Annotated in this window: 20 protein-coding genes; 11 read left to right on the top strand and 9 right to left on the bottom strand. The window is 48.0% G+C overall.

From position 1 onward, the window contains the following. Window positions 1–198: 198 nt before the first annotated feature. Together queC and ON05_RS13160 are read left to right on the top strand one after the other, a co-directional pair. Window positions 199–885, top strand: coding sequence for a 7-cyano-7-deazaguanine synthase QueC (gene queC / locus ON05_RS13165; RefSeq protein WP_010467776.1), 687 nt, complete (start codon window positions 199–201; stop codon window positions 883–885). A gap of 56 nt (window positions 886–941) precedes the next feature. Beyond that, complete coding sequence (locus tag ON05_RS13160) at window positions 942–1,712, top strand: 7-carboxy-7-deazaguanine synthase QueE (protein WP_010467778.1); 771 nt, start codon at window positions 942–944, stop codon at window positions 1,710–1,712. Here ON05_RS13160 and ON05_RS13155 read toward each other — a convergent pair. From ON05_RS13155 to ON05_RS13145, 3 genes are all read right to left on the bottom strand, one after another. Then, window positions 1,709–2,650, bottom strand: coding sequence for a DUF4351 domain-containing protein (locus tag ON05_RS13155; protein ID WP_262561699.1), 942 nt, complete (start codon window positions 2,648–2,650; stop codon window positions 1,709–1,711). The genes ON05_RS13160 and ON05_RS13155 overlap by 4 nt on opposite strands. Before the next feature lie 137 nt (window positions 2,651–2,787). Beyond that, window positions 2,788–3,519, bottom strand: coding sequence for a DNA/RNA nuclease SfsA (sfsA, locus tag ON05_RS13150; RefSeq protein ID WP_010467781.1), 732 nt, complete (start codon window positions 3,517–3,519; stop codon window positions 2,788–2,790). A gap of 139 nt (window positions 3,520–3,658) precedes the next feature. Continuing rightward, window positions 3,659–4,642, bottom strand: coding sequence for an RNA polymerase sigma factor, RpoD/SigA family (locus tag ON05_RS13145; RefSeq protein ID WP_010467783.1), 984 nt, complete (start codon window positions 4,640–4,642; stop codon window positions 3,659–3,661). Window positions 4,643–5,310: 668 nt separating this feature from the next. Here ON05_RS13145 and ON05_RS13140 point away from each other — a divergent pair. The 3 genes from ON05_RS13140 to ON05_RS13130 all read left to right on the top strand — a co-directional run bounded on the left by ON05_RS13140 (window position 5,311) and on the right by ON05_RS13130 (window position 7,933). Further along, the gene (locus ON05_RS13140) at window positions 5,311–6,114 is read left to right on the top strand and encodes a TPM domain-containing protein (protein ID WP_010467786.1); all 804 of its coding nucleotides are present in this window, start codon (window positions 5,311–5,313) and stop codon (window positions 6,112–6,114) included. Window positions 6,115–6,250: 136 nt separating this feature from the next. Beyond that, a complete protein-coding gene (locus ON05_RS13135) occupies window positions 6,251–6,931 on the top strand; it encodes a PHP domain-containing protein (protein ID WP_010467787.1) in 681 nt (226 codons plus the stop codon). A gap of 15 nt (window positions 6,932–6,946) precedes the next feature. Beyond that, window positions 6,947–7,933 carry an RluA family pseudouridine synthase gene (locus ON05_RS13130; protein ID WP_010467788.1) on the top strand — a complete coding sequence of 329 codons (987 nt, stop codon included), beginning with the start codon at window positions 6,947–6,949 and terminating at the stop codon, window positions 7,931–7,933. Between the two features lie 24 nt (window positions 7,934–7,957). Here ON05_RS13130 and ON05_RS13125 read toward each other — a convergent pair whose 3' ends face one another. Then, complete coding sequence (locus ON05_RS13125; protein ID WP_010467790.1) at window positions 7,958–8,149, bottom strand: GNAT family N-acetyltransferase; 192 nt, start codon at window positions 8,147–8,149, stop codon at window positions 7,958–7,960. A 290-nt stretch (window positions 8,150–8,439) separates the two neighbouring features. Between ON05_RS13125 and ON05_RS13120 the strand changes: the two genes are divergently transcribed. Beyond that, window positions 8,440–9,390 carry an ABC transporter ATP-binding protein gene (locus ON05_RS13120; RefSeq protein ID WP_010467791.1) on the top strand — a complete coding sequence of 317 codons (951 nt, stop codon included), beginning with the start codon at window positions 8,440–8,442 and terminating at the stop codon, window positions 9,388–9,390. 15 nt (window positions 9,391–9,405) lie between these two features. After that, entirely contained in the window at window positions 9,406–10,959 is a 1,554-nt protein-coding gene (locus ON05_RS13115; RefSeq protein ID WP_010467792.1) for a hypothetical protein, read from the top strand. Between the two features lie 30 nt (window positions 10,960–10,989). On the opposite strand, the gene ON05_RS13110 is transcribed toward ON05_RS13115, so the two are convergent. After that, window positions 10,990–11,691: an isochorismate lyase gene (locus ON05_RS13110; protein ID WP_010467794.1), complete on the bottom strand. Its 702-nt coding sequence runs from the start codon at window positions 11,689–11,691 to the stop codon at window positions 10,990–10,992. After that, window positions 11,688–12,317, bottom strand: coding sequence for a class I SAM-dependent methyltransferase (locus ON05_RS13105; RefSeq protein ID WP_010467796.1), 630 nt, complete (start codon window positions 12,315–12,317; stop codon window positions 11,688–11,690). The genes ON05_RS13110 and ON05_RS13105 overlap by 4 nt, the downstream gene beginning before the upstream one ends. Window positions 12,318–12,705: 388 nt before the next feature. On the opposite strand from ON05_RS13105, the gene ON05_RS13100 reads away from it, so the two are divergent. Both ON05_RS13100 and ON05_RS13095 read left to right on the top strand, forming a co-directional pair. Beyond that, on the top strand, window positions 12,706–13,392 hold the full coding sequence (locus ON05_RS13100; protein ID WP_010467799.1) for an ATP-dependent Clp protease proteolytic subunit: 687 nt from the start codon (window positions 12,706–12,708) through the stop codon (window positions 13,390–13,392). Window positions 13,393–13,436: 44 nt separating this feature from the next. Then, complete coding sequence (locus ON05_RS13095) at window positions 13,437–14,033, top strand: ATP-dependent Clp protease proteolytic subunit (RefSeq protein WP_010467801.1); 597 nt, start codon at window positions 13,437–13,439, stop codon at window positions 14,031–14,033. A 69-nt stretch (window positions 14,034–14,102) separates the two neighbouring features. Here ON05_RS13095 and ON05_RS13090 read toward each other — a convergent pair whose 3' ends face one another. After that, a complete protein-coding gene (locus ON05_RS13090; protein ID WP_010467803.1) occupies window positions 14,103–14,828 on the bottom strand; it encodes a DUF1877 family protein in 726 nt (241 codons plus the stop codon). 38 nt (window positions 14,829–14,866) lie between these two features. Further along, window positions 14,867–16,285 (bottom strand): hypothetical protein, encoded by a 1,419-nt coding sequence (locus tag ON05_RS13085; RefSeq protein WP_010467805.1) that lies wholly within the window; start codon window positions 16,283–16,285, stop codon window positions 14,867–14,869. A 245-nt stretch (window positions 16,286–16,530) separates the two neighbouring features. Between ON05_RS13085 and ON05_RS13080 the strand changes: the two genes are divergently transcribed. Then, entirely contained in the window at window positions 16,531–18,960 is a 2,430-nt protein-coding gene (locus ON05_RS13080) for an S-layer homology domain-containing protein (RefSeq protein WP_010467807.1), read from the top strand. A 7-nt stretch (window positions 18,961–18,967) separates the two neighbouring features. Here the strand turns inward: ON05_RS13080 and cax are convergent, their stop codons facing one another. Beyond that, a complete protein-coding gene (gene cax, locus ON05_RS13075) occupies window positions 18,968–20,053 on the bottom strand; it encodes a calcium/proton exchanger (protein ID WP_010467809.1) in 1,086 nt (361 codons plus the stop codon). 433 nt (window positions 20,054–20,486) lie between these two features. Here cax and ON05_RS13070 point away from each other — a divergent pair, with 433 nt between their 5' ends. After that, the gene (locus ON05_RS13070; RefSeq protein WP_010467812.1) at window positions 20,487–23,207 is read left to right on the top strand and encodes a DUF3536 domain-containing protein; all 2,721 of its coding nucleotides are present in this window, start codon (window positions 20,487–20,489) and stop codon (window positions 23,205–23,207) included. Window positions 23,208–23,284 lie beyond the last annotated feature (77 nt).

The following is a 23,284-nucleotide window of genomic DNA, read 5'->3' as shown; positions in this document are numbered from 1 at the left end:
GGGTTCTGGCGATGGAGCGTCCGGATTGAGGTAGGTCCCATCTCATCCCTGAAGTCGATACAATAAGTCACTGGGACTTTTGGCTGCGACTGGCTTGATGTCCTGAGCAACCCATCGCTAATTCTCATGTGTCACTCATGTCCCTATGGCAAGTACCCAACTTAGGATTTATAACGACGGTAGTCAGGGAGATGGGATGTGAAAGCAGTTGTTTTATTGTCAGGTGGGCTAGACTCGTCCACTGTTTTATACAAAGCAAAAGCTGATGGGGCTGACTGTTATGCCATCTCGTTTGACTATCGGCAGCGTCATCGCCAGGAATTGGATGCGGCGGTTGCGATCACAAAATCAGCCCAAGTTACTCAACATCAAATTGTGGCCTTCGACCTCACCCTCTGGGGGGGGTCTGCCTTAACCGATACCCAAATCGACTTGCCGTCTCGTTCCATCGAAGAGATGGCAGATCATATTCCCGTCACTTACGTGCCCGCCCGCAACTCGATCTTCCTGAGCTTTGCCCTTGCCTATGCAGAGACGATTTCAGCAGAGCAGGTCTATATCGGCGTCAACCAACTGGATTACTCGGGCTATCCCGACTGTCGCCCTGACTTTATCCAAGCCATGCAAGAGGTGTTTCGGTTAGGGACCAAGCTGGGTCGGGAGGGGCAGGCTATCGAAATTTGTACCCCTCTAATCAATTTGCATAAGTCTGCCATTATCGAATTGGGCAATGAACTGGGTGTACCGTGGGAGCAGACCTGGTCTTGCTACAGTGACGGCGGTGGCTCACCACCTCTAGCCTGTGGTCAGTGTGATTCCTGCCAATTACGATTAGCGGCATTTGCTCAACTCGGTTTATCCGATCCCCTATCCTATGCCACCTAACCGCAACATCGACCTCTGTTTTCCCTCAATGGGGTTGCCCCTCAGCATTCGCCTTTATGAAGACTGCATCCACCGCCAACTTAGTTGAGATTTTTTCCGCCATTCAAGGGGAAGGGCTAAATGTTGGCACTCGCCAAATTTTTATTCGCTTTGGTGGTTGTGATCTCCGGTGCCATTTCTGCGATAGCGCCCATACCTGGACCCCAAAAAGCAGCTGTCAAATTGAAAAAACGCCGGGCTGTCGCGATTTTGCCTGCTATCCAAATCCAGTGACCCTCACCCAGATCCTAGAGTGGGTTCAAGATCAGGATCAGCCTGGGATGCATGACAGCATCAGCTTGACAGGTGGAGAACCCCTTTTACAGATGGCGTTCTTACGAGATTTATTGCCTTTGCTGCGGCAGCAGACCTCGTTACCCATTTACTTAGAAACGGGCGGTCATCATCCTGAAGCCCTCGATCCGCTGTTGCCCTACTTGGATAGTGTGGGCATGGATCTGAAGTTACCGAGTGTGAGTGGTGAAACCCATTGGCCTCAACATCGTCAAAGCTTGGAATTGTGCCATCAAGCCCATATAGAAGTGTTCTGTAAGCTCATTATTGGCGAACAAACCGATTGGTTGGAGTTGGTTCAAGCGGCCCAGCTAGTTGCCGAGATTAGCCCTACTGTACCGATGTTCTTACAACCCGTGACACCCTTAACAGCGCAACACCCCGTCCAGCCACCCACCCCCGATCAAGTTTTGGCCTGGCAAGGGCAGCTCAAGCAGATGGGTCGACGAATTAGGGTTGTACCTCAAACCCATAAATTTCTGGGACAGCTTTAAGACGTTTTTCCCCGCAACCAGTTTTTCAGGTCTTCTTCATTATTGAAATCCAAGAGGGCTTCACCCAAATCTTCCACTTGATTGACCGGTAAGCTACGAACCTGAGCTTCAAGTTCTGGATTAAGATCCCCAATTCGCCGTTTTAAAAGGCGAAATACCAGGCTGAGGGCTTCTCGTTCGGCCCCTTGTTGTTGATTGGCTTGAGTCGTACTCGTCAGTAGATTGGTAATTCGCTCCCGCTCGAGTAAGCCCATGCGTTCCATCTCGGTTTGCAAGACCTGTTCTTCAGCAGCATTGAGATGGAGAAAAGCTTCAATAAATTGAGAGATGACTTTGACTTTCTTGGCATCTAAACGCAGGTTGGTCAGCAGTCTCAGGCATTCCGCTTTGACCACGGGACGATCAAAGGTTTGAACGTTCATCGTAGGCATCAGTGCGGCTGCTACAGGATTGCGACGCTGCAAAAAGTCACGCCAGTTTAATCGATGAAGTTGAATGGCGACAAAACTAAAATCCAAAACCCGACGATCGACGAATTCCACCCGATACCCATTGGTTTCCAGACGTTGAGACTTATCTGAAGACTGCAAAATAATGGGGTAAATCGGTAAATTATATTTTTCATCCAGGCGAGCAAAGGTATGGAAAATACGTCGCTCTAGCTTAATGTTAGTTTCAGATGAATTTTCTAGATGTACCCAGAAGCATGATTCTTGTCCTCGTAATCGCACTTGCACTAATACATTAGAGCTCGCCTCTTGCTTGGTAGAGGCAGGAGAATGCTCTCCCTGCTCTTGAGGTTTAAGGGATTCTTCATCTTCTAGAAATCGAATCGATTTGGGGTCGATAGCGACCGCAATTTTTGGAAAGAAGAGATCGACAAATTCTAGAAAAAGGTTTTTGAGTAAGTCCCTAAATAGACGATCGCGATCGACCATCGTAAATGTCTACCCCACAACTAAATCGTATTTACCCTAACATCCTCAGGCGAGGATCTTGCTTTTCCCCCTAAAAATCAATTCGATGCTGAGAGAAAAAACAGCGAAATATACTCATACTAATTTAAAACTACGGTTCATCTTGTTAAAGACTTCTCGTCGACGGTGGCCAACCCTAAATAGCGAATGCCTTCGGGGGTAATCTCAAAGCGACAGGGTAAAAGCTCAACCCCTGCGGCCACAGCTTCCCTGAGGAGTTTTCCGTATTCTGGATCCGCCTGATCACCTGGGGCAAATGTTGTGCAATCGGCCCGATTAATAAAGAAGAGTAAGTATGCTCGGGCTGCAGATAAAACCGATATCAACTCTCGAATATGTTTTTGGCCGCGAGTCGTAACGGTGTCTGGAAATAAAGCTTGTTTTTCGATGGCCCAAGTCGTACTTTTAACTTCGATATAGGCAGGCTGAGCGCTGCCTGTCAGCAAAAAATCAATTCGACTTTTTTCTTGACCATAGCGCACTTCAGATTTGACCTGATCATAGTCACCTAAAGAATGTAAAAGACGGTCTTGGAGTAGTTGTTTGACTACAAGATTCGGGATTTGAGTATTCACCCCGACCCAGGTGGGTTCGGTTTCACAAACCTCAATCATCTCCCAGGTATAGGCTAATTTGCGTTTGGGGTTATTACTTTGAGAAATTTGCACCCGACTATGGGGGGCACACATGCCGGTCATGGGACCTGTATTAGGGCAGTGAGCAGTGACGACTTCCCCCGTATCGAGTTCAATATCGGCTAGAAAACGTTTGTATCGTTTGATCAATGTGCCTGCAAGTAAAGGGGGATATTGATATAGCCAGTCCGCCATACGCTTTAACTCCCTAGGATCAGGGGCTGAACTCATCTACCGCGTCCCTCCGGTGTTGTCTCCAGTGGCAGATTTATACAGTAAAGCACCAGTGCAGATGATGCACTGGCGCTTTAGGGAAAGAAATGGAATGAGCAGACTAGCTAGCGATGTACTCTCGCACTTCGCCTTTACGACGGCGCAGATAGTCTAGGGCTTGCCGTTCTAGCTGACGAACGCGCTCTCGGCTGAGGCTTAATTGTTGGCCGACTTTGGCCAGAGACAACTCTTTACCGTTGTTGAGGCCGAACCGGAGCATTAGGACATCCCGTTGTTGGGGAGTTAACTCTTTGAGCAATTGATTCACATCATCCCGCAGCGCCTCAGTGGTCGTAAACTGCTCAGGAGATTGCCCATCATCTTCCAGCAGATCTCGCAACTCAGTGTCCTGATTGTCCCCCACTCTCAGATCCAGGGAAATAGGCTGACGAGCAATGGTGAGATAATCTCGAATTTGGCTGGGCTCTAGTTCTAAGGCTTCTGCAATTTCAGCAGGAGTGGCACTGCGTCCCAGCTTTTGCGATAGCTCACGTTGAGCTTTCTTGATCTTATTGAGTTTTTCGGTGATGTGAATGGGCAGTCGGATGGTGCGAGCCTGTTGTGCGATCGCACGGGTGATCGCCTGTCGAATCCACCAGTAGGCATAGGTTGAAAACTTATAGCCTCGGGTTGGATCAAACTTTTCAACCCCGCGTTCTAATCCCAAGGTTCCTTCTTGGATTAGGTCTAGCAGTTCTAGGTTTCGCTTTTGGTACTTCTTGGCAACGGACACGACCAGCCTTAAGTTGGCTTCAATCATTTTTTGCTTGGCTTGCTGTCCTTGGTGCAGGGACAGCTCCAACTGTGAGGGACTAAGATTGGCTTTCGCTGCCCACTCCTCTGAGGAAGGTTCACGCCCTAATTCATCCATTTCAGTTTTTTGCAAGTCTAAAAGCGCCATCATGGCCTGGACTTGCTTACCAAAAACGATTTCTTCCTCATGGGTCAACAAAGGGACTCGACCGATCTCATGGAGATAGGTACGAACCATATCTGTTGTCGGAGACACAGAGATAGCTTGTTGCTTAGTTTTGGTATTGGACATGGACTTGAGCTACCCCCTTTAAGAAGGTGATGTTGGCATGAAGACTATCAAACTTCGAATTAGATAGTGAATGATGCAAGATGCTAATAATCGATATGGCAGATTAAAAACGAAGTCAGTATGAGTTTGTCCTTCTATACTAGGCGATTTTTTTAGGCTTGGTGATAATTGAATATTCGGTAAACCGTATTCACTAGGGCCATTGTGACCTCACCAGCCATTTCTCAGGCCATCTTCGCTAATAAGCAACAAGTTGTATAAGCATCTCTACCTCTAGACTGTTCTGTAGTCTATTAAGTTTCAACGTCACTACATCCTCGCCGATAGACCTGAAAAAATGCTGAGTAACAGCTGTCAATTTTGGACCTGATGGCCAAGGGACCGCTCAAAAAGCCCAGGCAAGGATATACGGCATAGAATACCCAGGACCTATGCAAATTTGCACTGTTTACTAAGGTTAGATACGAATTTCAATATTTTGACCCTATAGCCTTTGTCATCCTTGATGCCTACCTATTAAGCTAGGTCAGGGCATGCACCCACCTCATTAGTGACTATGCCAAAGACCCGAGATTCGTATTATTATGATAAGTATCTTGAATAAGTGTTAAAAATTGACTTAATTAGTTGCCAATTAATACCTTTTGACATCCAATACATTATTTCTAATGAATCGTAATCTTGTTCGTCGAGTGTTTACTGCCTGCCTCGGTCTAATACTGAGCTTAGGGGTATGGTTTAGCGCATCACCCGCACAAGCCTTTGAGGCACCTGAACTATTACCTGCAGAACCCACCTCCATTGTGGATCTCGCTCAGGCCCTGACTAGCACTCAGAAAAGCAAGCTAGATAAAGATCTAGACAGTTTTGAACAGGATACGGGTTGGAAGCTGAGAATTTTGACCCAGTACGATCGTACGCCAGGACGTGCTGTCAAAGACTTTTGGAATTTAGATGAAAAAAGCGTGCTGTTGGTAGCAGACTCTCGCGGCGGCAACATTCTCAATTTCAATGTTGGGGATGCGGTTTATCAATTACTCCCCCGCACCTTCTGGGTCGAACTCCAGACTCGGTTCGGTAACCAGTACTTTGTTCAGGAGAACGGGGAAGACGAATCGATTATTCAAGCCATCAACTCCGTGAAGACCTGCTTGAATCAAGGCGGTTGCCGGGTTGTGCCAGGCTTACCCCAAGAACAATGGATTTTTACCCTGATCACCTCTGTGGTCGGTGGAATTATCTGTGGTTTTTCAGCTCACCCTCGCAAACCAGACCAAGTGTTTGCTTGGCAATGGATGTTGATTTTCTCTCCTCTTTGGGGAATTTGTTTCTTTTCCTTTGGTATTGGCCCCGTGATTGCCCGAACGACAGAATGGTTACCTATCCTGAGAAATGTCGCTGGCTTTTTGGTTGGGTTTTTAATCGCCTTCTTAACGCCTATCTACAAGGCACCACCTACTTCAGAAGTGTAAGTGGGGGACGCCTAAACTTTTTTATTTTCAGCACAAACTCAGATACTGAGTGGTTCTGGCGGATTTTGAAACTGAACATCTCAAAAATCTTGGGATATAGTTGGAATCTAAGGGCATCGCATTTAGTAATTGCTTAGTGATTGTTACGAAGGCACCTCAAACCGATCAAGATCGATTGAAAGCTATCTTTCAATCCATTACGGCTGAAAGCTGTCCCCATACCTATAACTTTCACTTACATACGATCCATTCAGATGGGCGGTTAGAGCCTCAGCAATTGGTTCAACAAGCCATTGACACAGGTATCACGAGCTTAGCTATCACAGACCACCATAGTGTGGATGGCTATTGGAGGGCTTTAGAACTCTTGCAATCTCAGCCCCCGGACAGTACATCATCCTTGCCTCATCTGTGGACCGGCATTGAAATTACGTCTCGGTTGCTGGAGACCCAGGTTCATATCCTGGGCTATGGCTTTGATCCTCATCATGGGGCATTGCAGCCTTATTTAGTCGGTTCAGCACCCTCGGGACATCAGGCCCAGGCCAACCAAGTGATTAATGCCCTACATGCAGCCGGAGGACTGGCTGTTCTGGCTCATCCTGCCCGATATAGACGTTCTGTAAAGGAGCTAGTCAATGCGGCTGTCCAAGCGGGCATTGATGGAATAGAAACGTTTTATTGTTATGGGAATAACGATCCGTGGGAACCAAGTCCATCTCAAACACAAACACTGATGCGACTGGCTGACCAGCATAACTTGCTGCAAACCTGTGGGACCGATACCCATGGTTCAGATATTCGCCGTCGCCTCTAACTGAGGCTCATCTCCATGGAAAAACTGGAATTTTCGGTTGAGGGATCTGCTGCCAGAATAGACCGCTGGCTGGCGAACCAAGTGGATTCATTGTCGCGATCGCATATTCAGAAACTGATTGAACAGGGCCATGTCCAAATCAATCATCAGATTTGCACCTCTAAGAAATATGCCCTGCAAATCGGTGACCAAGTCGAAGTGCACATTCCTGCACCTCAGCCCTTAGCCCTAGAGCCCGAACTGATGGATTTAGAGATCCTATTTGAAGATGCTCATCTCCTGATCGTCAATAAACCTGCAGGTCTCGTAGTCCATCCTGCCCCTGGTCATGCCACAGGTACCCTTGTGCATGGCTTGCTGGCTCATTGCCAAGAGGGGCAGGGCACCACCCTCTCTGGCATTGGCGGTGTTGAGCGTCCAGGCATTGTGCATCGTCTAGATAAAGACACAACCGGGGCCGTTATGGTGGCTAAAACGGACCAAGCCCATCAACATCTCCAAGCTCAGATTGCAGCCAAAACAGCACTACGGGAATATGTGGGCCTGGTTTATGGCCGTCCATCTGCCTTAACAGGACGAATGGAGTTTCCCATTGGTCGTCATCGATCAGATCGGATCAAAATGGCGGTGGTGCCTGTAGAACAAGGGGGAAAAGCGGCGGTCACCCACTGGCAGATTCTCCAGCCGTTGGGGAATTATGCGCTGGTTAAGTTTCGGTTAGAAACCGGACGCACCCATCAAATTCGGGTTCATTGCGCTCAGATGGGTTGGCCGATTGTCGGTGACCCCCTCTACAGTCGAGGTCGATCCTTAAAGGTAAATCTATCCGGACAAGTCTTACATGCATGGCATTTAAGCCTGAAACATCCGGTTTTTCATACAGAGATTAGTGTCCAAGCCCCGTTGCCTATAGATTTCGTAAAATTACTCAACCGCTTACAGCAGCAGGCTAATCTGAAGCCAATGAACAATCTCCTCTACCCGGTGCCGACCGTGGGTTAAGGGTACTGATAGACTGGATGCTTTTCAAAAATCTATGCGAAATTCAAGCCCTCGCTGGGTAAACCCTAACTGTCGATAGAGGGTGTGAACTTTGGGCCTAGAATCTCGACTCGTGGCGATGAGTTTGTAGCATTTGGCATCTTGGGCAAGCTGGATCACCTGACGAACGAGGTCGGAGCCTAACCCCTTCCCTCTAAACTCTTTATTGACATACACAATCTTCCATCAAGGCAAAAGGTTGATCGTGCAAATCATTGTGCATGAAATAGACAAAGGCTCACCCAACTTCCACATTATTCTTGGTGATGGAAAGGCGAATACCATGAGCATCAACAGTATGGAGGTCCACTTTCATATACTGAAAAGTTTTGGGTGTGCTAGTGATTAACTTTGCGTTCTTTTCCTTTGCCGATAGACGTGATTGACATCACTCAAGTTTCAGATCCGATTCGCGAAGATGGTGGCATCATGACATTATTCTCATCCTCGTAAAGGTCAGTGAATCAATGACCCATCCTCCAGTCATTGCCACTCAGCAACTGACGAAACAGTTTGGTGACAGCATTGCGGTTAGCCAAGTTGATCTGCAAGTTCAACCAGGCGAAATTTACGGCTTAATTGGGCCGAATGGCGCTGGCAAAACCACTCTGATTCGCATGTTGGCGACGGCTGAAGAACCCACCCTGGGAAGTATTGCGATTGCTGGGCAAACTCTCATCCAGAACCAGCCCAATCCTGATATCAAGCGGCGGATTGGCTTCCTGCCGGATGATTTCCCTCTATACGATGATTTGTTGGTATGGGATTATCTGGAATATTTTGCCCGCCTATATTATCTGCAAGAACCAGACCTCAGCAACAGATTGAAGGAAGTATTGGCGTTGGTCGATCTAGACAGTAAGCGCCATAGCCCGATTAGTACCTTGTCGCGAGGCATGAAGCAGCGCCTTAGCTTAGCTCGAACGATTATTCATAAACCCACCTTGTTGTTACTGGATGAACCTGTTTCTGGGCTAGATCCAGTGGCTAGAGTTCAGTTCCGTCAAACCTTAAAGACCTTACAACAGCAAGGCTTAACCATTTTTATCTCTTCCCATATTCTCAGCGATTTGGAAGATTTCTGTACCTCCATCGGCATTATGCAGATGGGGCAATTGGTGGAGAGTTCAGAGCTTCGGGCGTTATACAACCGAGATCAGACTCAGCAATTGATTATTTCTACGGTGACAGATTTAGCGCCTGTTGAAACTTTTCTACAAGACCATGCATTCGTCCATGAATGCAAAGTCTTACCTGATAAACATCAAATTGCTGTGACCTTTACGGGCACGGACGATGACATCGTTGCGTTGTTGCGATCGCTGATCTCCCACAACTTCCCAATCATCGATTTCCACCGTACTCAAGAGAGCCTAGAAGATATCTTTATCAAAATGGGCTATCGGCAAACCTCATAACCGTTTGGTTACGTCATGACATCCACCTTTGTTAATCAAGTTGGTAATTGGAATCCTCAATTGCTGCGAGAATTTCGAGGCCGCTTAAAACCCCGCAGTATCGCTGCCACAATCGTTATTTCTCTGGTTGGCCAAACCCTTTTAGGCCTGGGGTTTTCCCAACAAACCTACAATCCTGTGATTGAGCGTTGGGCAGGTTTGGCAGAAACCATCACTTGGATCTTGCCCTATGCACTGTTTACCGCCGGCAGCTACTACCTGGTCAGCGATTTAAACCAAGAAGAGAAGCGCGGTACCCTCAACTTTATTCGCCTCAGCCCCCGACCCAGTCGAGGTATTTTATTGGGCAAAATGCTAGGGGTTCCCATCCTGCCGTACATCGCCATTGGCCTAGCAATTCCCTTGCATCTCCTTGCTGGACTGCAGTCGGGGATGCCCGTATTTTTCTTGATTAGTTACTATCTGATGCTGGCCGCTGGGTGTTTTGCCCTATTCAGTCTAGCGATTTTGTATGGCCTCCTCAGTAGCTCTCGAACGATTGCGGTCGGTCAACAATCTGTGGTGGCTGTCGCGTTTGCAGGATTAACGCTGTTTTTTCTATCCCCGCTCTACTTTGCCTGGAATTTTGCCGTCACTTGGCGACCCTTAGGGTTCAATGCCTGGTCTGCCCAGTGGGATTCCTATCGATATGAGGCAGACAGTCCTAGGGCAACAATTCAGTGGTTTGGACAAGCCATTAACCAGTCCGCCTGGTTATCTCACGGGTTTACCCTGATGGTGTTGGCGATTGCTACTACCCTGATTTGGTTGATGCTGGTCCGCTTATTTCGCAATCCCAATACAACCGTGATGAGTAAATGGCAAAGCTATGCCATTGTGGCTTTCCTAGAAGCATTGGTGATCGGTTTCTTTGTGGTCACATCCAATCAAGTCAACTTTGCAGAGTCAACCGCAGAAGCAGGCACATGGCTCCTTTACGCTTTTAATTTTGGTCTGATGATCGTGATTATGTTGGCGCTCTGTCCCCAACGAGCCTCTCTCCTCGATTGGTTGCGATTTCAGAAGCACCCTCAAGGCATTCTACGAGATTTAGTCTGGGCTGATAAAAGTCCGGCATTGGTTGCGATCTCAATCAATCTTGTCATCATCAATGCCCTCTATGCTCCCTGGATGTTCTTAGTGGGGGTTGGCAAGGAGAACCCCAGCGTCGCAGCCATTATTGTTTTATCCCTGACTGGCGTATTGCTGATCTATACCGCCGTCGTCCAGCAAATTTTCGCCCTTAAAATCCGCAACCCTTACACCTGGACTATGGGAGGGCTAGGGCTGTGGATGTTGGTGCCACCCATTATGTTGGCGCTCTTGCAAATTCTTCCCGATCAGATGCCTGCTTCAATGATGATTTGGACCTTTTTAGGCTATCCTTTCAGCGATTTTGCCAAGCCCATGTTAATTAGCAGTGCCCTAGTGGGGCTAGTGGCCCAGCTTTGTGTGATTGTGCTGTTAGTCTGGCAGTTTCAAAATCATCTCCGCACTTTGTCCAGATCGCAGTCGATCATGACTCGGTAAACACCCGTGCACCCTCAACAGAGACAAGCGCTATTGCGAAGATCGCCAATGTTCAAGTTCAGCATCAATAAAATATTGCACTAAATTGCGATAAAGCTGTTCGATAACGTCTGGCTCTAAACCAGCCTTCTCAGCCCATTGCCGACGCTGCTCTAACATCTTCTTAAGGCGTTCAGGAGCTTGGACACTGTGGGCATCTGTTTTGAATTTTGCTGCTGCTTTAACGTAGTCAAATCGCTGACCGAGTAATGCAATGACTTGGGCATCAAGCTGATCAATCGCAGTGCGAATATCAGTCATGTCACGACAATCCTGAGCATCCAGTATGGCGGCGGCGCTATCTACTGGAACCACTGCATCCGCCTCAATTTCAATGAGGATGGCTGGATCAATCAGCGCACTGACTTGCACCATGGTGGTAGCGGGAGGGTGGTCTCCAAAAAATTCTTGGTGAGCCTGGGAAAACTGCTGCCATTGTGTAATATCGGTGACGAACATACGGGTTCGTACAACGGCATGGGTATCTGTTCCCAAATCTTGTAGAGCAGTCTGGATAATCTCTAGGCATCGATGCGCTTGAGTATAGCCATCGGCAGAAACCACCTGCCCTTGAGCATCCACTGGGGCCGTTCCAGAAACGTGAATTTGATCCCCCACTTGAATGGCTCGACAGTAGCCCACCTGGGTTTCCCACGGGGCCCCTGAACTTACCCGTTGAATCGGCTGGTTCATAGTGGTTTCACCCCAATCAGGAGGGCCATTTCTAGCCACTTCCAGTAACAGTCCACATCTTCAAAGCCGATCTCCCTCAACCAGCTGAGCTGTGTTTCGACATCTAACAGTTGATTGGAAGGATCATCATCTTCTAAGGCAATGTCAAGGGCTTGCAAAAACTGCTTATGAAGTTTGGCCGTGGGTGATGCAACATGCTCTAAGTTACAAAAAATGCCTCCAGGCTCCAGGATCTCAAATACTTCTTGGTAGAGGGAGCGTTTGCGGGGGTGGGCAAGATGGTGAATGGCAAAACTGGACACCACCCCGTCAAACGTTCCCAATGGGGGCAACGGGTTCTCCAGATTGTGCTCAACAATTTTAACTTTGGTGTCCTCTGCAAATCGCTGTTGTACCGCCTCAAGCATGGTGGATGAAAAATCCATTGCCACACCGTTCACATCTGAACGGTCAAGTTTGAGGAGTGCCAACAAGCGACCATCTCCAGTGCCCAAATCTAGGATTCGCTGGACAGTCGTTGGCACATGTTCCAGCAGAACTGCTTCTCCTTCGGTACGGTGGGGAAACTGATCTGCTCTAGCAAGATAACTCAGGGCATGCTCTGCCGAGGTCCATTGATTAGACATGATGCACTCATCAAAACGATATGGGGAGCAACAATCGTCCCTGGAAGCATAAGAGATTTATTTGTAGTATTGTACTACAAGATATTGGTAATTACATCCCTGTCGTCAGCAAAATAATAGTAAAGCAGTGAGTATTGCTGAAAGGCTTATATATCAATATTTTTGAGCATTCTGAGGATGCGCTGTTGCTGAATGCTAGTCTTTCTAGATTTTTTCGAACTAGATTGTATTACGATGCTTCAACATAATCTGTAGCGATGCCATTGTTACTTGAGCCATTGTGGATGAGCTTTAGTGACAATCTGGGAGTACGGTATTTCCCCCAATTCAAATGCCAGAAAATTGCTACAGTGTAACAGTATTGTCACCTTTAGGTAGTTGTCAGGCAATGGAGTCCAGGATTCAAGCAGTTCAAGCCCCTTACGGTGGCGGTGGCGATGCCTATTACCGCACCCCGCCCCCTGATTTACAGTCTCTATTGCTAAAAGAGCGGATTGTGTATTTGGGGATGCCCCTATTTTCCTCAGATGATATCAAACGCCAAGTTGGCTTTGATGTCACAGAGTTGATTATTGCTCAACTGTTGTTCTTGCAATTCGACGATCCTGATAAACCTATTTTCTTTTACATCAATTCCACAGGCACCTCTTGGTATGGTGGCGATGCCATTGGCTTTGAAACAGAAGCTTTTGCCATTTGCGACACCATGTCATACATCAAACCCCCAGTCCACACGATTTGTATCGGTCAAGCCATGGGAACTGCGGCCATGATCTTGTCAGCAGGAACCAAAGGATATCGAGCGAGCTTAGGCCATGCAACGATTGTTCTGAACCAGGCCCGCAGCGGTGCCCAAGGGCAAGCCTCTGATATTCAAATTAGAGCGCAGGAAGTCCTTGCGAATAAAACCACAATGCTAGACATTCTGCAAAAAAATACCGGACAAACCGCCGAGAAGATTTCGAAAGATATGGACCGGATGTTTTATCTGTCTCCAGAAGAAGCCAAAGACTATGGGTTGATTGATCGCGTGTTGGCTAGCCAAAAAGAATTACCCACGCCAATGCCCGTCTAAGAAATGAGTCAACCTGAGTAGTAGCAAAAAGAGAGTTATCGACTATGCCTATTGGTGTTCCTAGTGTTCCCTACCGTATTCCTGGCAGCCCCTATGAACGCTGGGTGGATATTTATACCCGTTTGAGCCAAGAAAGAATCATTTTTCTGGGCCAGGAAGTAACGGATGGTCTAGCCAATCAAATTGTGGCTTTTCTCCTGTATTTGGATTCTGAAGATCCCAGTAAGCCGATTTCCATCTATATCAACTCGCCGGGTGGTTCAGTGACTGCGGGGTTGGCTATTTATGACACCATGCAGCATATTAAGTCAGAAGTCGCGACCATCTGTGTTGGCCTAGCGGCCTCCATGGGTTCGTTTCTACTGGCTGCGGGCTCTCCTGGTAAGCGTTTGGCGCTTCCTCATTCTCGCATTATGATTCACCAGCCTTCGGGTGGGGCGCGTGGACAAGCTTCTGATATTGAAATTGAAGCGAAGGAAATCATTCGTGTGCGTCGACAGTTGAATGACATCTACGCCGCGAGAACAGGGCAACCCTTGGAAAAAATTGAAAAAGATATGGATCGCGACTTCTTTATGTCTGCCCATGAGGCTTTGGAATATGGCCTCATTGACCAAGTGATTGAAGAAAGACCTGCTTAACCACATCTCAATCCATTATTTTTGTCGAGTCTGGCAGCATCTAGAAGAGATGATCTGCCAGATTTTTAATTAAGACAGGTATAGCAGCAAGGCTTTTTCTGAACGAAGGGTGTTGCTATAGTAATTTTCTATAATCCGAAAATAATCGGTTAACCAATCTAGCTCTTCTTCTTCAGAAAGATCAAAAAGGGGAACAGGGGCTGACTTCCTAGATTCTCGTTTATAACGTGTTCGAAATCTTTGTTCTGAAAGCAATAGCAAGCCACCTAACATGTTCCCTACTTCCTCTGTGGATAGATAACGAACTAAGCTATGATTTGGGTTATTCCTCGTATTGGGATTCAGAATCGTTCCGGCCCCCAAGGCATTGACCAAAGGAAGCCCATCCCACTGAGAGTCCATAAACAGTAGGAAAGGTGCAAAATCTCGAGTTTTGGATTGTTGCATCAACTCAGCATTGCTTCTGAGTTCTGGAATCGTCCATGGCTGCAGGATATAGCCTGGCACATAGCCTGCTAGCAGAAATGTAAGGACATCAAAATACTTGTGGAGATCTGCTTCTGGAGTTTCCCACTCATCAAGAAACGGTTGCTTGAGTGAAGAATATGTTGAGAACCGTTGGGCCGCCTGTTCCTTCGCTCTCTCACACCATTCTCCCTGCAGATAAGACTTCTTCCATTTAGGAGCTTCTGGTAACCACTGGGCAGCAAAAAATAATTCAGTCAACCCCGGATCTTGTTGTAAGGTTTCCAGCGTTGAAATCGAGACTGCTTTTAGGTAACTGTTGATGCCCATTTAATAAAGCAGCGCCATAATGACCACAGTATAACCATCTAACTCTTCTTCTTGATCAAAATATAGGCATTCGCATAGGCAGGTAGGGTACTGATATGTTGCTTAAACTGGTCATGGCTGGGAAATACGCCAGCTAGAAAATCGAGTTGATATAAATTGGGCAAAAACGCCCCACCCGTATCCGCCAGAACCCCCATATTGAGCTGCTGAGTCCCGCCTGTATTGTGCTCCAGCATGATAATTTTCCCTAGGCCAATATTGAGCACATCACCTGCAAAAGTCACGCCCGGTCGCACCGCGATTTTTGCAGTTTTAGGACCATACCCCTTAATGGCATCCACTTGTTTGAAATACCAGTAGCGCTTTTGTTCTCGTTGGGGCTGTCCTCGTACATAGGCAATCCCATTGTTGCGATCCACATTGAAGTAAGCCGATGAGCCATCGCCAAAGCGGATCAAGATGGTGCCTTGCAATAAGGCATCTTCCAATCCTTGCCGAGTCAGGTAGGCCAGAGGAGTGGCTTTCCCTTGTTCCTTGCCTCCGGTTTCATAGATACCTGTGAGGACCTCCTGTTTCGAATAGTTCTGGAAAAATTTATCAACTGCATACTCTGGTTTGAGCTGGTAAATAGGAGTATCAAACTCTGCAGTTTTTGTCCGAGATCCTTGATGGGCAAAAACTGCATATTTGGTAATTCGCAATTGATTTTGATCTGGCTGTTGCGGGTTATAGGGTTGCCATTTTACGACCTGGAAATGGGTGTTGAGAAAATTCGGATCTTTTAATCGGGATGGCCGTTGGAGTGCAATATCTTGCTCTAAGGTATTGATCATAAAGGCCAAGGTGTCTTGAATATCCTGAACCGTGACGCCACCCGTGCCTAAAATTCCTTCCCGTAATGCCGTGGAATCATTGTGACTATGGGATTCAAAGTACGTTTTAACATTGGTCAGAACGGCTAATAAATCAGCCTCGTTGAAATCAACCTGATGATTGGGTAGATAGCTGTTGCTAAAAATTTGCTCCCCTGTAACGTTGAATTGATCCTTTTTAGCTTCATCAATAACGGCATAGGGGGTGCGAGAAAACGCAACTTTTTGTTTGCGGGTGTTGCGTTTAGGGGCTGCCTGGCCTTGAGGTTTCGTTTTTTGAGGTTGACCTGTTTTTCCTGGTTTCAGAGGACTCGGAGATGTAGGAGCCTGAGGAGATGAATCGGGTGCACCCAAAGATGATGGTGAAGATGTTTGAGGCGACTCTTCTGGATCGGTCAAGATGATAGACCAACTGGCTGCATCCTGACTGGATAATGAAGGTTCCGTCTTTTCGGTAGTGGATTGCGAAGGGGGGGCGGACGTTTGAGACTGCGTTTCTCGTTCAGCACAACTACTCAGCGTCGATAAAAAGAGGGTTAAGACTAAAAGATGAAGTTGTACTTTGAAGGGCAGAAACAAACGCATACTTCGGTTAATCCTTAAGGATTATTCTCGCAATGATGATTATTAAATGAGTGACTGAGTTGAATCGTCAAGACTAATACGCTAATTACCCACTCCAACACTCATTTTTAATGTTCACAAATGACTTTACAAACTGACAGTTTGTGTTCATGAATTCTAAAAAGAATGTGCGGAGGTGCGATCGCACCTTCAGTACCCCTGTAGGATGGTTGCCAAAGATTAAACCCTAAAAATGGCTCAATATTATGGTTAATCCTAACGATCCGAACTCTGAATCAGGTGGAGTCCCTTCTTCAGAACCTGGCTCGGATCCTAGTAATGCTCCCAGTGCCGATTCTGGCCCTATTTCTGACGAGTTGTTTGATTCGTTGTCAGAATTGTTAGGAGATACCCCTGCCAATGATGAGCCTGCCTCTCTACCAGATTTAGACTCTTGGTCAGAGGAATCCACGGAACCTCCGCCTCCTACGGAAGAGCTGGGAACAACCCTTGGCGATACGACGCTTATTCAAATGGGGCCAGATGTAGAAACGCCTCCAATAGAAGAGTTGAGTGGAATTGGCGACCGTTTAGAATCCGTTGATCCGGCTAATATGCCGTTAGTAGGTGAAGACGAAGGTACTCAGCCCCTAGATGCCTGGTCAGAGACGTCATCAGACTCCAGCTCTCCTGTCCTGGGTGACTTGGATTTACCTGGGAATTTAACTCCTGAGGGAGGTGAGCTGCCAGACCCCGGTCTTCCAGATATATCAGCAGCACCAACCGATTCATCTGATATTTTGTCCGATCCGTTTGCGCCCCCTCTCGTAGAGCCACCTGTCGATTTGACTCCTGTAGTCGATGAATCATCAAACCCCAATCTTCCTGATATAGCAGCATCGACCAGTGCTGGAGATACCCTCTCCGATCCTTGGTCTGAACCAGCTGCTGACGAACAACCGCTGATTACCCCGCTGAGTGCAGAGATTGAAGAGCCAACTCTGATTCAGCCCCCTGATGCTCCAACCATCAACGAACCTGTTGAAGAACCTATATCCTTAGAGTCCACGCCAGAAGAGAGTCCGTTACCTGATCCTTGGATGGATGATCTTGAGCCTTCTGGCGCTGAAGATCCCATATCAGAGATTTCGACCCCAGAAACGACCGATATCTCAGGGCCAAATATTCCTCCTGTGGATGCCCCGATTCCTGATGTTGTGGCTGATGTGCCTGTTAGTACTGACATACCAGCAGTGGAACCTGAGATAGAAGAACTGCCAACACCAGAAGATCAACCATTAACGGTGGGTGAAGATGCCTCCTTATCAGAAGATGCGCCGTTGCCAATCGATGAAAACCTGCCAGTGGCGGAGTCACCACTCCCTATCGATACAGAAGTCACCCCAGACAGCAGTACAACGCCTGCCAGCCCGGGGGGTATCAGTTCTGATATGGGAGATGTGTCGACGAGTGACGTAGGGGCTGTCCCCACTGATCCGGTTGATCCAGATGGCCCTGCAGCTGATATTCCTGCTGTGATTTCTCCGTTAGGAGAAATCACAGACGAGAGTACTGCTCTGCCTGAAGCGGAGGGCCTTGAGTCTATACCCGCCGTAGAAAGTGATGGTGAACCCGAGGTTCCCTCAACTCCGGTACCAGATCCTGTGCCAGCACCAGAGCCAGTGGCTGTGGGTTCAGGTCCTTCTACTGGGGCAAATGCAGGCGATTTAGGTGCGTTAAGCGGTAAATTACCCCTTAACCGTGTTCAGGCTGTTGGTTTATTGGTCGCTCTGTCAACGTTAGGCGCCATTACTTACTTTGGGGTGACTGGCAATCAGCAGGAACCCTCTCTAACACCACCTTCTTCTCCATCGGTCTCTTCTTCGCCTCTAAACCCGAACCCATCGGCCAATAGCCCATCAGGTGAATCAGCTGGTGACTCACCTATTGCCAGTGCTCCTTCTGTTAGTGAAGATGCTCCGAGTACTGGTGAGACAGGGAATACGCCTGGACAGGCTCCAACCAATCAAACAGCAGCTGTTCCGCAAGGCCCTACAGAAGCGATTGGCGGCCTAGATGCACCGGATGTGATTCCCTCACAGCTTGATATTTCTGATGTACCTGAGGATCATTGGGCCTATCCTTTTATCACAAAGCTGCATGCCCAAGGGATTATTCCGGATTACCCAGATGGAAAGTTCCAACCCGATAAGCCCGTGACTCGGGCTGAATTAGCAGCCCAAATTCAACGTGCTTTTGTCGATGAGCCCGGCCAGAGTGCTCTAACCTTTTCTGATATTGCATCAGATTATTGGGCTGCAGGCGCCATTGAAGACGCGGTCGATAAGAAATTTATGAGCGGATATCCGGAAGGAGATTTTCAGCCGGATAAGCTTGTGCCCAGATATGAAGTATTAGTGGCTCTGGTCAGTGGGTTAGAACTGGACATTCCTACTTCCCCAGAAACTAGCCTGCAGCAGTTCCAAGATCAGAGCCAGCTCCCCGGTTGGTCAAAAGGAAAAATTGCCGCTTCGACCCAAGAAAATATTGTGGTGAGTCATCCTGAGCCGGGACTATTGAAGCCAGAGGCCAATGCTACTCGGGCAGAAGTCGCCGCCATGATTTACCAGGCGCTGGTTCAATCAGGGCGGCTAGAGCCTATTGAGTCTGAATATGTAGTGACGCCAGATTCTTAAGGGCTGATCACGTCAGAGGATGAAAATAAAAGGCTAATCCTAACACTGCATAGGTGGCGAGGAGTAGCGTCCCTTCTAACCAGTTGGACTGACCATCTGAGCTAATCGAATTGGCAATCAGGACTGATACGGCAACAGCGACCAATTCAAAGGGGTTGAAGTCTAAGTCCATGGGCTGACCAATTACCCAGCCTGCCAGGACTAAGGCTGGGGCAACAAACAGGGCAATCTGCATACTGGAGCCGACGGCAACAGAAACAGATAAATCCATCTTGTCTTTCATGGCCACGGTGACGGCGGTGGCATGCTCTGCGGCATTACCAATAATGGGGAGTAAAATCACCCCTGTAAACAAGGGCGTCAACCCAAGTTGCTCAGTGGCTGCTTCTAAACTGCCCACTAAAAATTCAGATTCAACGGCAACCGCTAGGGTTGCTGCGAGTAAAACACCAATCCATAATCGCAAGTTACCTGAGCCTTCTTCATGGGCCTCTTCTTCTGATTCCATACCTGCAACTCCCACGTCAAACAGATAGGTGTGGGTTTTCATGGAGAACAGAAGCGTTAAACCATAAACTCCAATCAACACGATGGCAACGGCAATGGAAAGGTTCTGGAGAACCTGACTCTCGATGCCTTCGGCGGAGAACTTGATGGCGGTGGGCAACAAAATTGCAATGACCGCTAAGTTCATGGATGAGGCATTCACGCGAGCCACAACGGGCTGAAAGGTTTGCTCTTTGAATCGTAGTCCGCCCAGCAGCATGGACAACCCCATCACGAGAAGGAGGTTACCCAAAATGGAACCGGTAATACTGGCTTTGACCACCTCTACCAAACCGGCTTGGAGGGCGATAAAAGCAATAATTAGTTCCGTAGCATTACCAAAGGTGGCATTGAGCAGTCCACCGGCGGAGGGACCAATGACCACAGCAATCTCTTCCGTTGCTGTGCCCATCCATGCAGCTAAAGGCACAATAGCGAGCGCTGATGTCGCAAATAGAGGGAGCGGTCCCCACTCCAGGAGATCTGCTGCAATCGAGACAGGGATAAACAGCAGTAAGACAATAAAAATACGATTTTTGAGAGTCACAATTGCAGATGAGTTGGGTTTACAAGTACATCAAAATCAATTTGGGAAAATCTAGATTTGCCTCAGATTAATGGGCGGTTATCAGGGGCATTTCGGTGTGAATCGGGCTGATCCCATAGGAAATATGAAGACTTTACCCATAATGCCCGAATAAACTCTTAAGATATCTTGCGATTTCCCCTATTCCCAAAAGGGATCGCCTAGGTTATAGCCACAGACAGGTTAGCAGTTTCTTTGCCTCCATAGGCCCTCATTCAATTACTACGTCCGGCTTCACTACATAAAGGACTCATTCATTTATTCTTTTGTGGCTTCGCTGCATCCTCACTATTCAAACTGATCTGGATGTTCGAGTTTGAAATCAAGCTTTAAGCGAGCGCTTAATGATTCCGCATCAACGCTAAATCTCTTCATCCATGGCGGTTTTTTTGATATGAATACAACCTCTTATATTCCTGAGAATACTGATCAGGAACAGTCGACTTTTAAGGTCTCTACTCCCTTACGTTCACCCACTAGTCCACTAGAGCAGGCTGAGGGCGTTTATGTGACCTTACATGGTCATTTTTATCAGCCTCCTCGGGAAAATCCTTACTTGGGCACCATCGAACGGCAATCGAGTGCGGCCCCGTTTCATGATTGGAATGAGCGAATTTATCACGAATGCTATCGCCCCAATGCCTTTGCGCGCATTTTTAATGACCAGGGCGAAGTCATCAATATTGTCAATAATTTCGAATATCTCAGCTTCAATATCGGCCCAACCTTGATGAGCTGGTTGGAGACCTATGATACGGAGGTTTACCAGCGTATTATTGAAGCCGATCGCAAGAGCTGTGAGCGACTCCAAGGTCACGGTAATGGGATCGCACAAGTCTACAACCATATCATCATGCCCTTGGCCAATCGCCAGGACAAAGTCACCCAGGTGCGTTGGGGTAAAGCCGACTTCCAAGCTCGATTTGGCCGCGACCCCGAAGGCATGTGGCTAGCGGAAGCTGCCGTCGATATGGCCACGATTGAGGTGTTGATTGAGGAAGGGATTCGATTTATTATTCTGGCCCCCTCTCAAGCCCAGCGCTGTCGGTTGATACCGGGTATGGCTAGCGATACGGATGCTAATACTCACCCTACCTGGGAAGAAGTCGGGGGGGCGCAAATTGACCCGACCCGACCCTATCGCTGTTATCTGCTGGATCGTGAACGCTACATCGATATCTTCTTTTACGATGGCCCCATTTCTCGGGATATTGGCTTTAATGCGGTGCTGAGTAGTTCTCAGAATCTGGCGAATCGATTAGGGCAGGCAGTACGCTGCGATCGCAAGCCGTCTCAGCTGATTTCGATTGCGACTGATGGTGAGACCTTTGGCCACCACAAACGCGATACGGAAAAAGCGATCGCCTATGCGTTTCACGAGACCTTCCCCCAGATGGGATGGACGGTGACTAACTATGCCCATTACCTGAGTCTGCATCCTCCCACATGGGAAGTACAGCTCAAGCCCGTGACAGCCTGGAGCTGTAGTCATGGGGTTGATCGTTGGCAGGACGACTGTGGATGTGGTGGCGAAGGCAGCCTTTGGCATCAAAAATGGCGGCGTCCTTTACGGGATGCCTTAGATTGGCTGCGGGATCAGCTCAGGGATATTTATCAAGAAATTGGGGGGCTGCTGTTCCAAGATCCCTGGGAAACTCGAAATCGCTACATCGAAATTATGGGCCAGTTCCCTCGGCAAGTGCAGCTCGATTCCTCTGCAGCCGATCCGATTCAAGCTTTTCTCAATGCTCATCAAAACCATGAACTGACACCAGACGAACGGGTCGATGCCTTGCGCTTATTAGAGATGCAGCGTCATGGCCTGTTGATGTATACGAGTTGTGGTTGGTTCTTTGCCGAACTCTCACGGCCTGAAGGAGTGCAGATTCTTCGATATGCCGCCCGTGCCGTTGACTTGGCAGCGGATGTGGCGGGGATCAGCCTTGAGCCTGAGTTTATCCAGCGCTTGGCTTTAGCCCCCAGCAATGTCGCTTTATTCGAGACGGGAGCAGGGGTGTACCAGCAGTTGGTGATTCCCTCTCAAATCGACGTCCAGGCCGTGGCTGCCCACTATGCCATCACCTCTCTGTTCAATCCCTATCCCCCTCAACATCCTTACTTTTCCTACCAAGCCGAGCAGATCGATTATCAAATTCAGCGGTTAGGATCCCTATCTTTGGCAATTGGTCAACTGCAGCTCACCTCCAATGTCACGTCTGAATCGGAACATCTGGTGTTTTGCGTGCTGCATCTTGGTGGCTGGGACTTTCATTGTGGGGTCCAGCTCTTTAGTGGTCGCAAGCAATATGGCGAGATGAAGGCCAAGTTGTTCAATACCCTACAGCAAGCCAGTGCGACCAATATCGTGTTGGCCATATCTGATACCTTTGGTCATCAGCATTATGGCCTCCATGACCTCTTACCAGAAGAACGGCATCGGATTATCTCTCTCCTATCTCAAGAGACCTTAAGTCGTCTCAATCAGCTCTATACCCAAGTCTATCGAGATAATTATGGGGTGTTAATGGCCTTCCAATACGATGACTTGGAAGTACCCCCCGAATTGCTAACCGCTGCTCAAGTCGCTCTCAATCATCGCGCCCTCAATACCCTTAAAGGGCTGGAAAAAGAGATGAGCGATCCAGAGCTGGAAACCTCCCAGGTGGGAGCCAGTGATTTAGCAGAACTGGCTGCGATCGCAACTGAAGCTGAGCAAGCTGGATGTCGTCTCAAATTGGATGCCGCCTATCCCTTACTTGAAGATTTAATTCTCCGTCTGCTCTGGCAACTATTCCATCACGTAGATGTGGACTTATCTCCCCATCGGATTCAGCGTCTACAAATCTTGCTTAATCTAGTCCATCAACTCCAGCTCAATATTCATCTCGATCGGGCTCAAGAACTCTATCTTCGTTGTCTGCAAGAGCAGATGACCCTCTTGAATCACAGTCAAGCCATCACCCAGGCTCAATTGCTGGAACAGAACGGCGATGCTATGTCGAATCAAGATCTATCCCAAGGGAATCCTTTATCGATGGCCCAAATGCGCCAACTTCTCCAGTTAGGCCGCAAGCTAGCGATTGATATTCAACCTTGGTTGGAGAGCTATCAATAACTGGACTATTTGGGGGCCAGTAGCTACTGCTGGTCCCGTCTCTGTGGATGATAAAGCCAGGTCTGCTGGCTAGATGA

This window comes from Acaryochloris sp. CCMEE 5410, from assembly GCF_000238775.2.
Classification (GTDB): domain Bacteria; phylum Cyanobacteriota; class Cyanobacteriia; order Thermosynechococcales; family Thermosynechococcaceae; genus Acaryochloris.
Note: the sequence above shows the minus strand (reverse complement) of the source record. Positions and strands in the feature narration are given on the sequence as shown.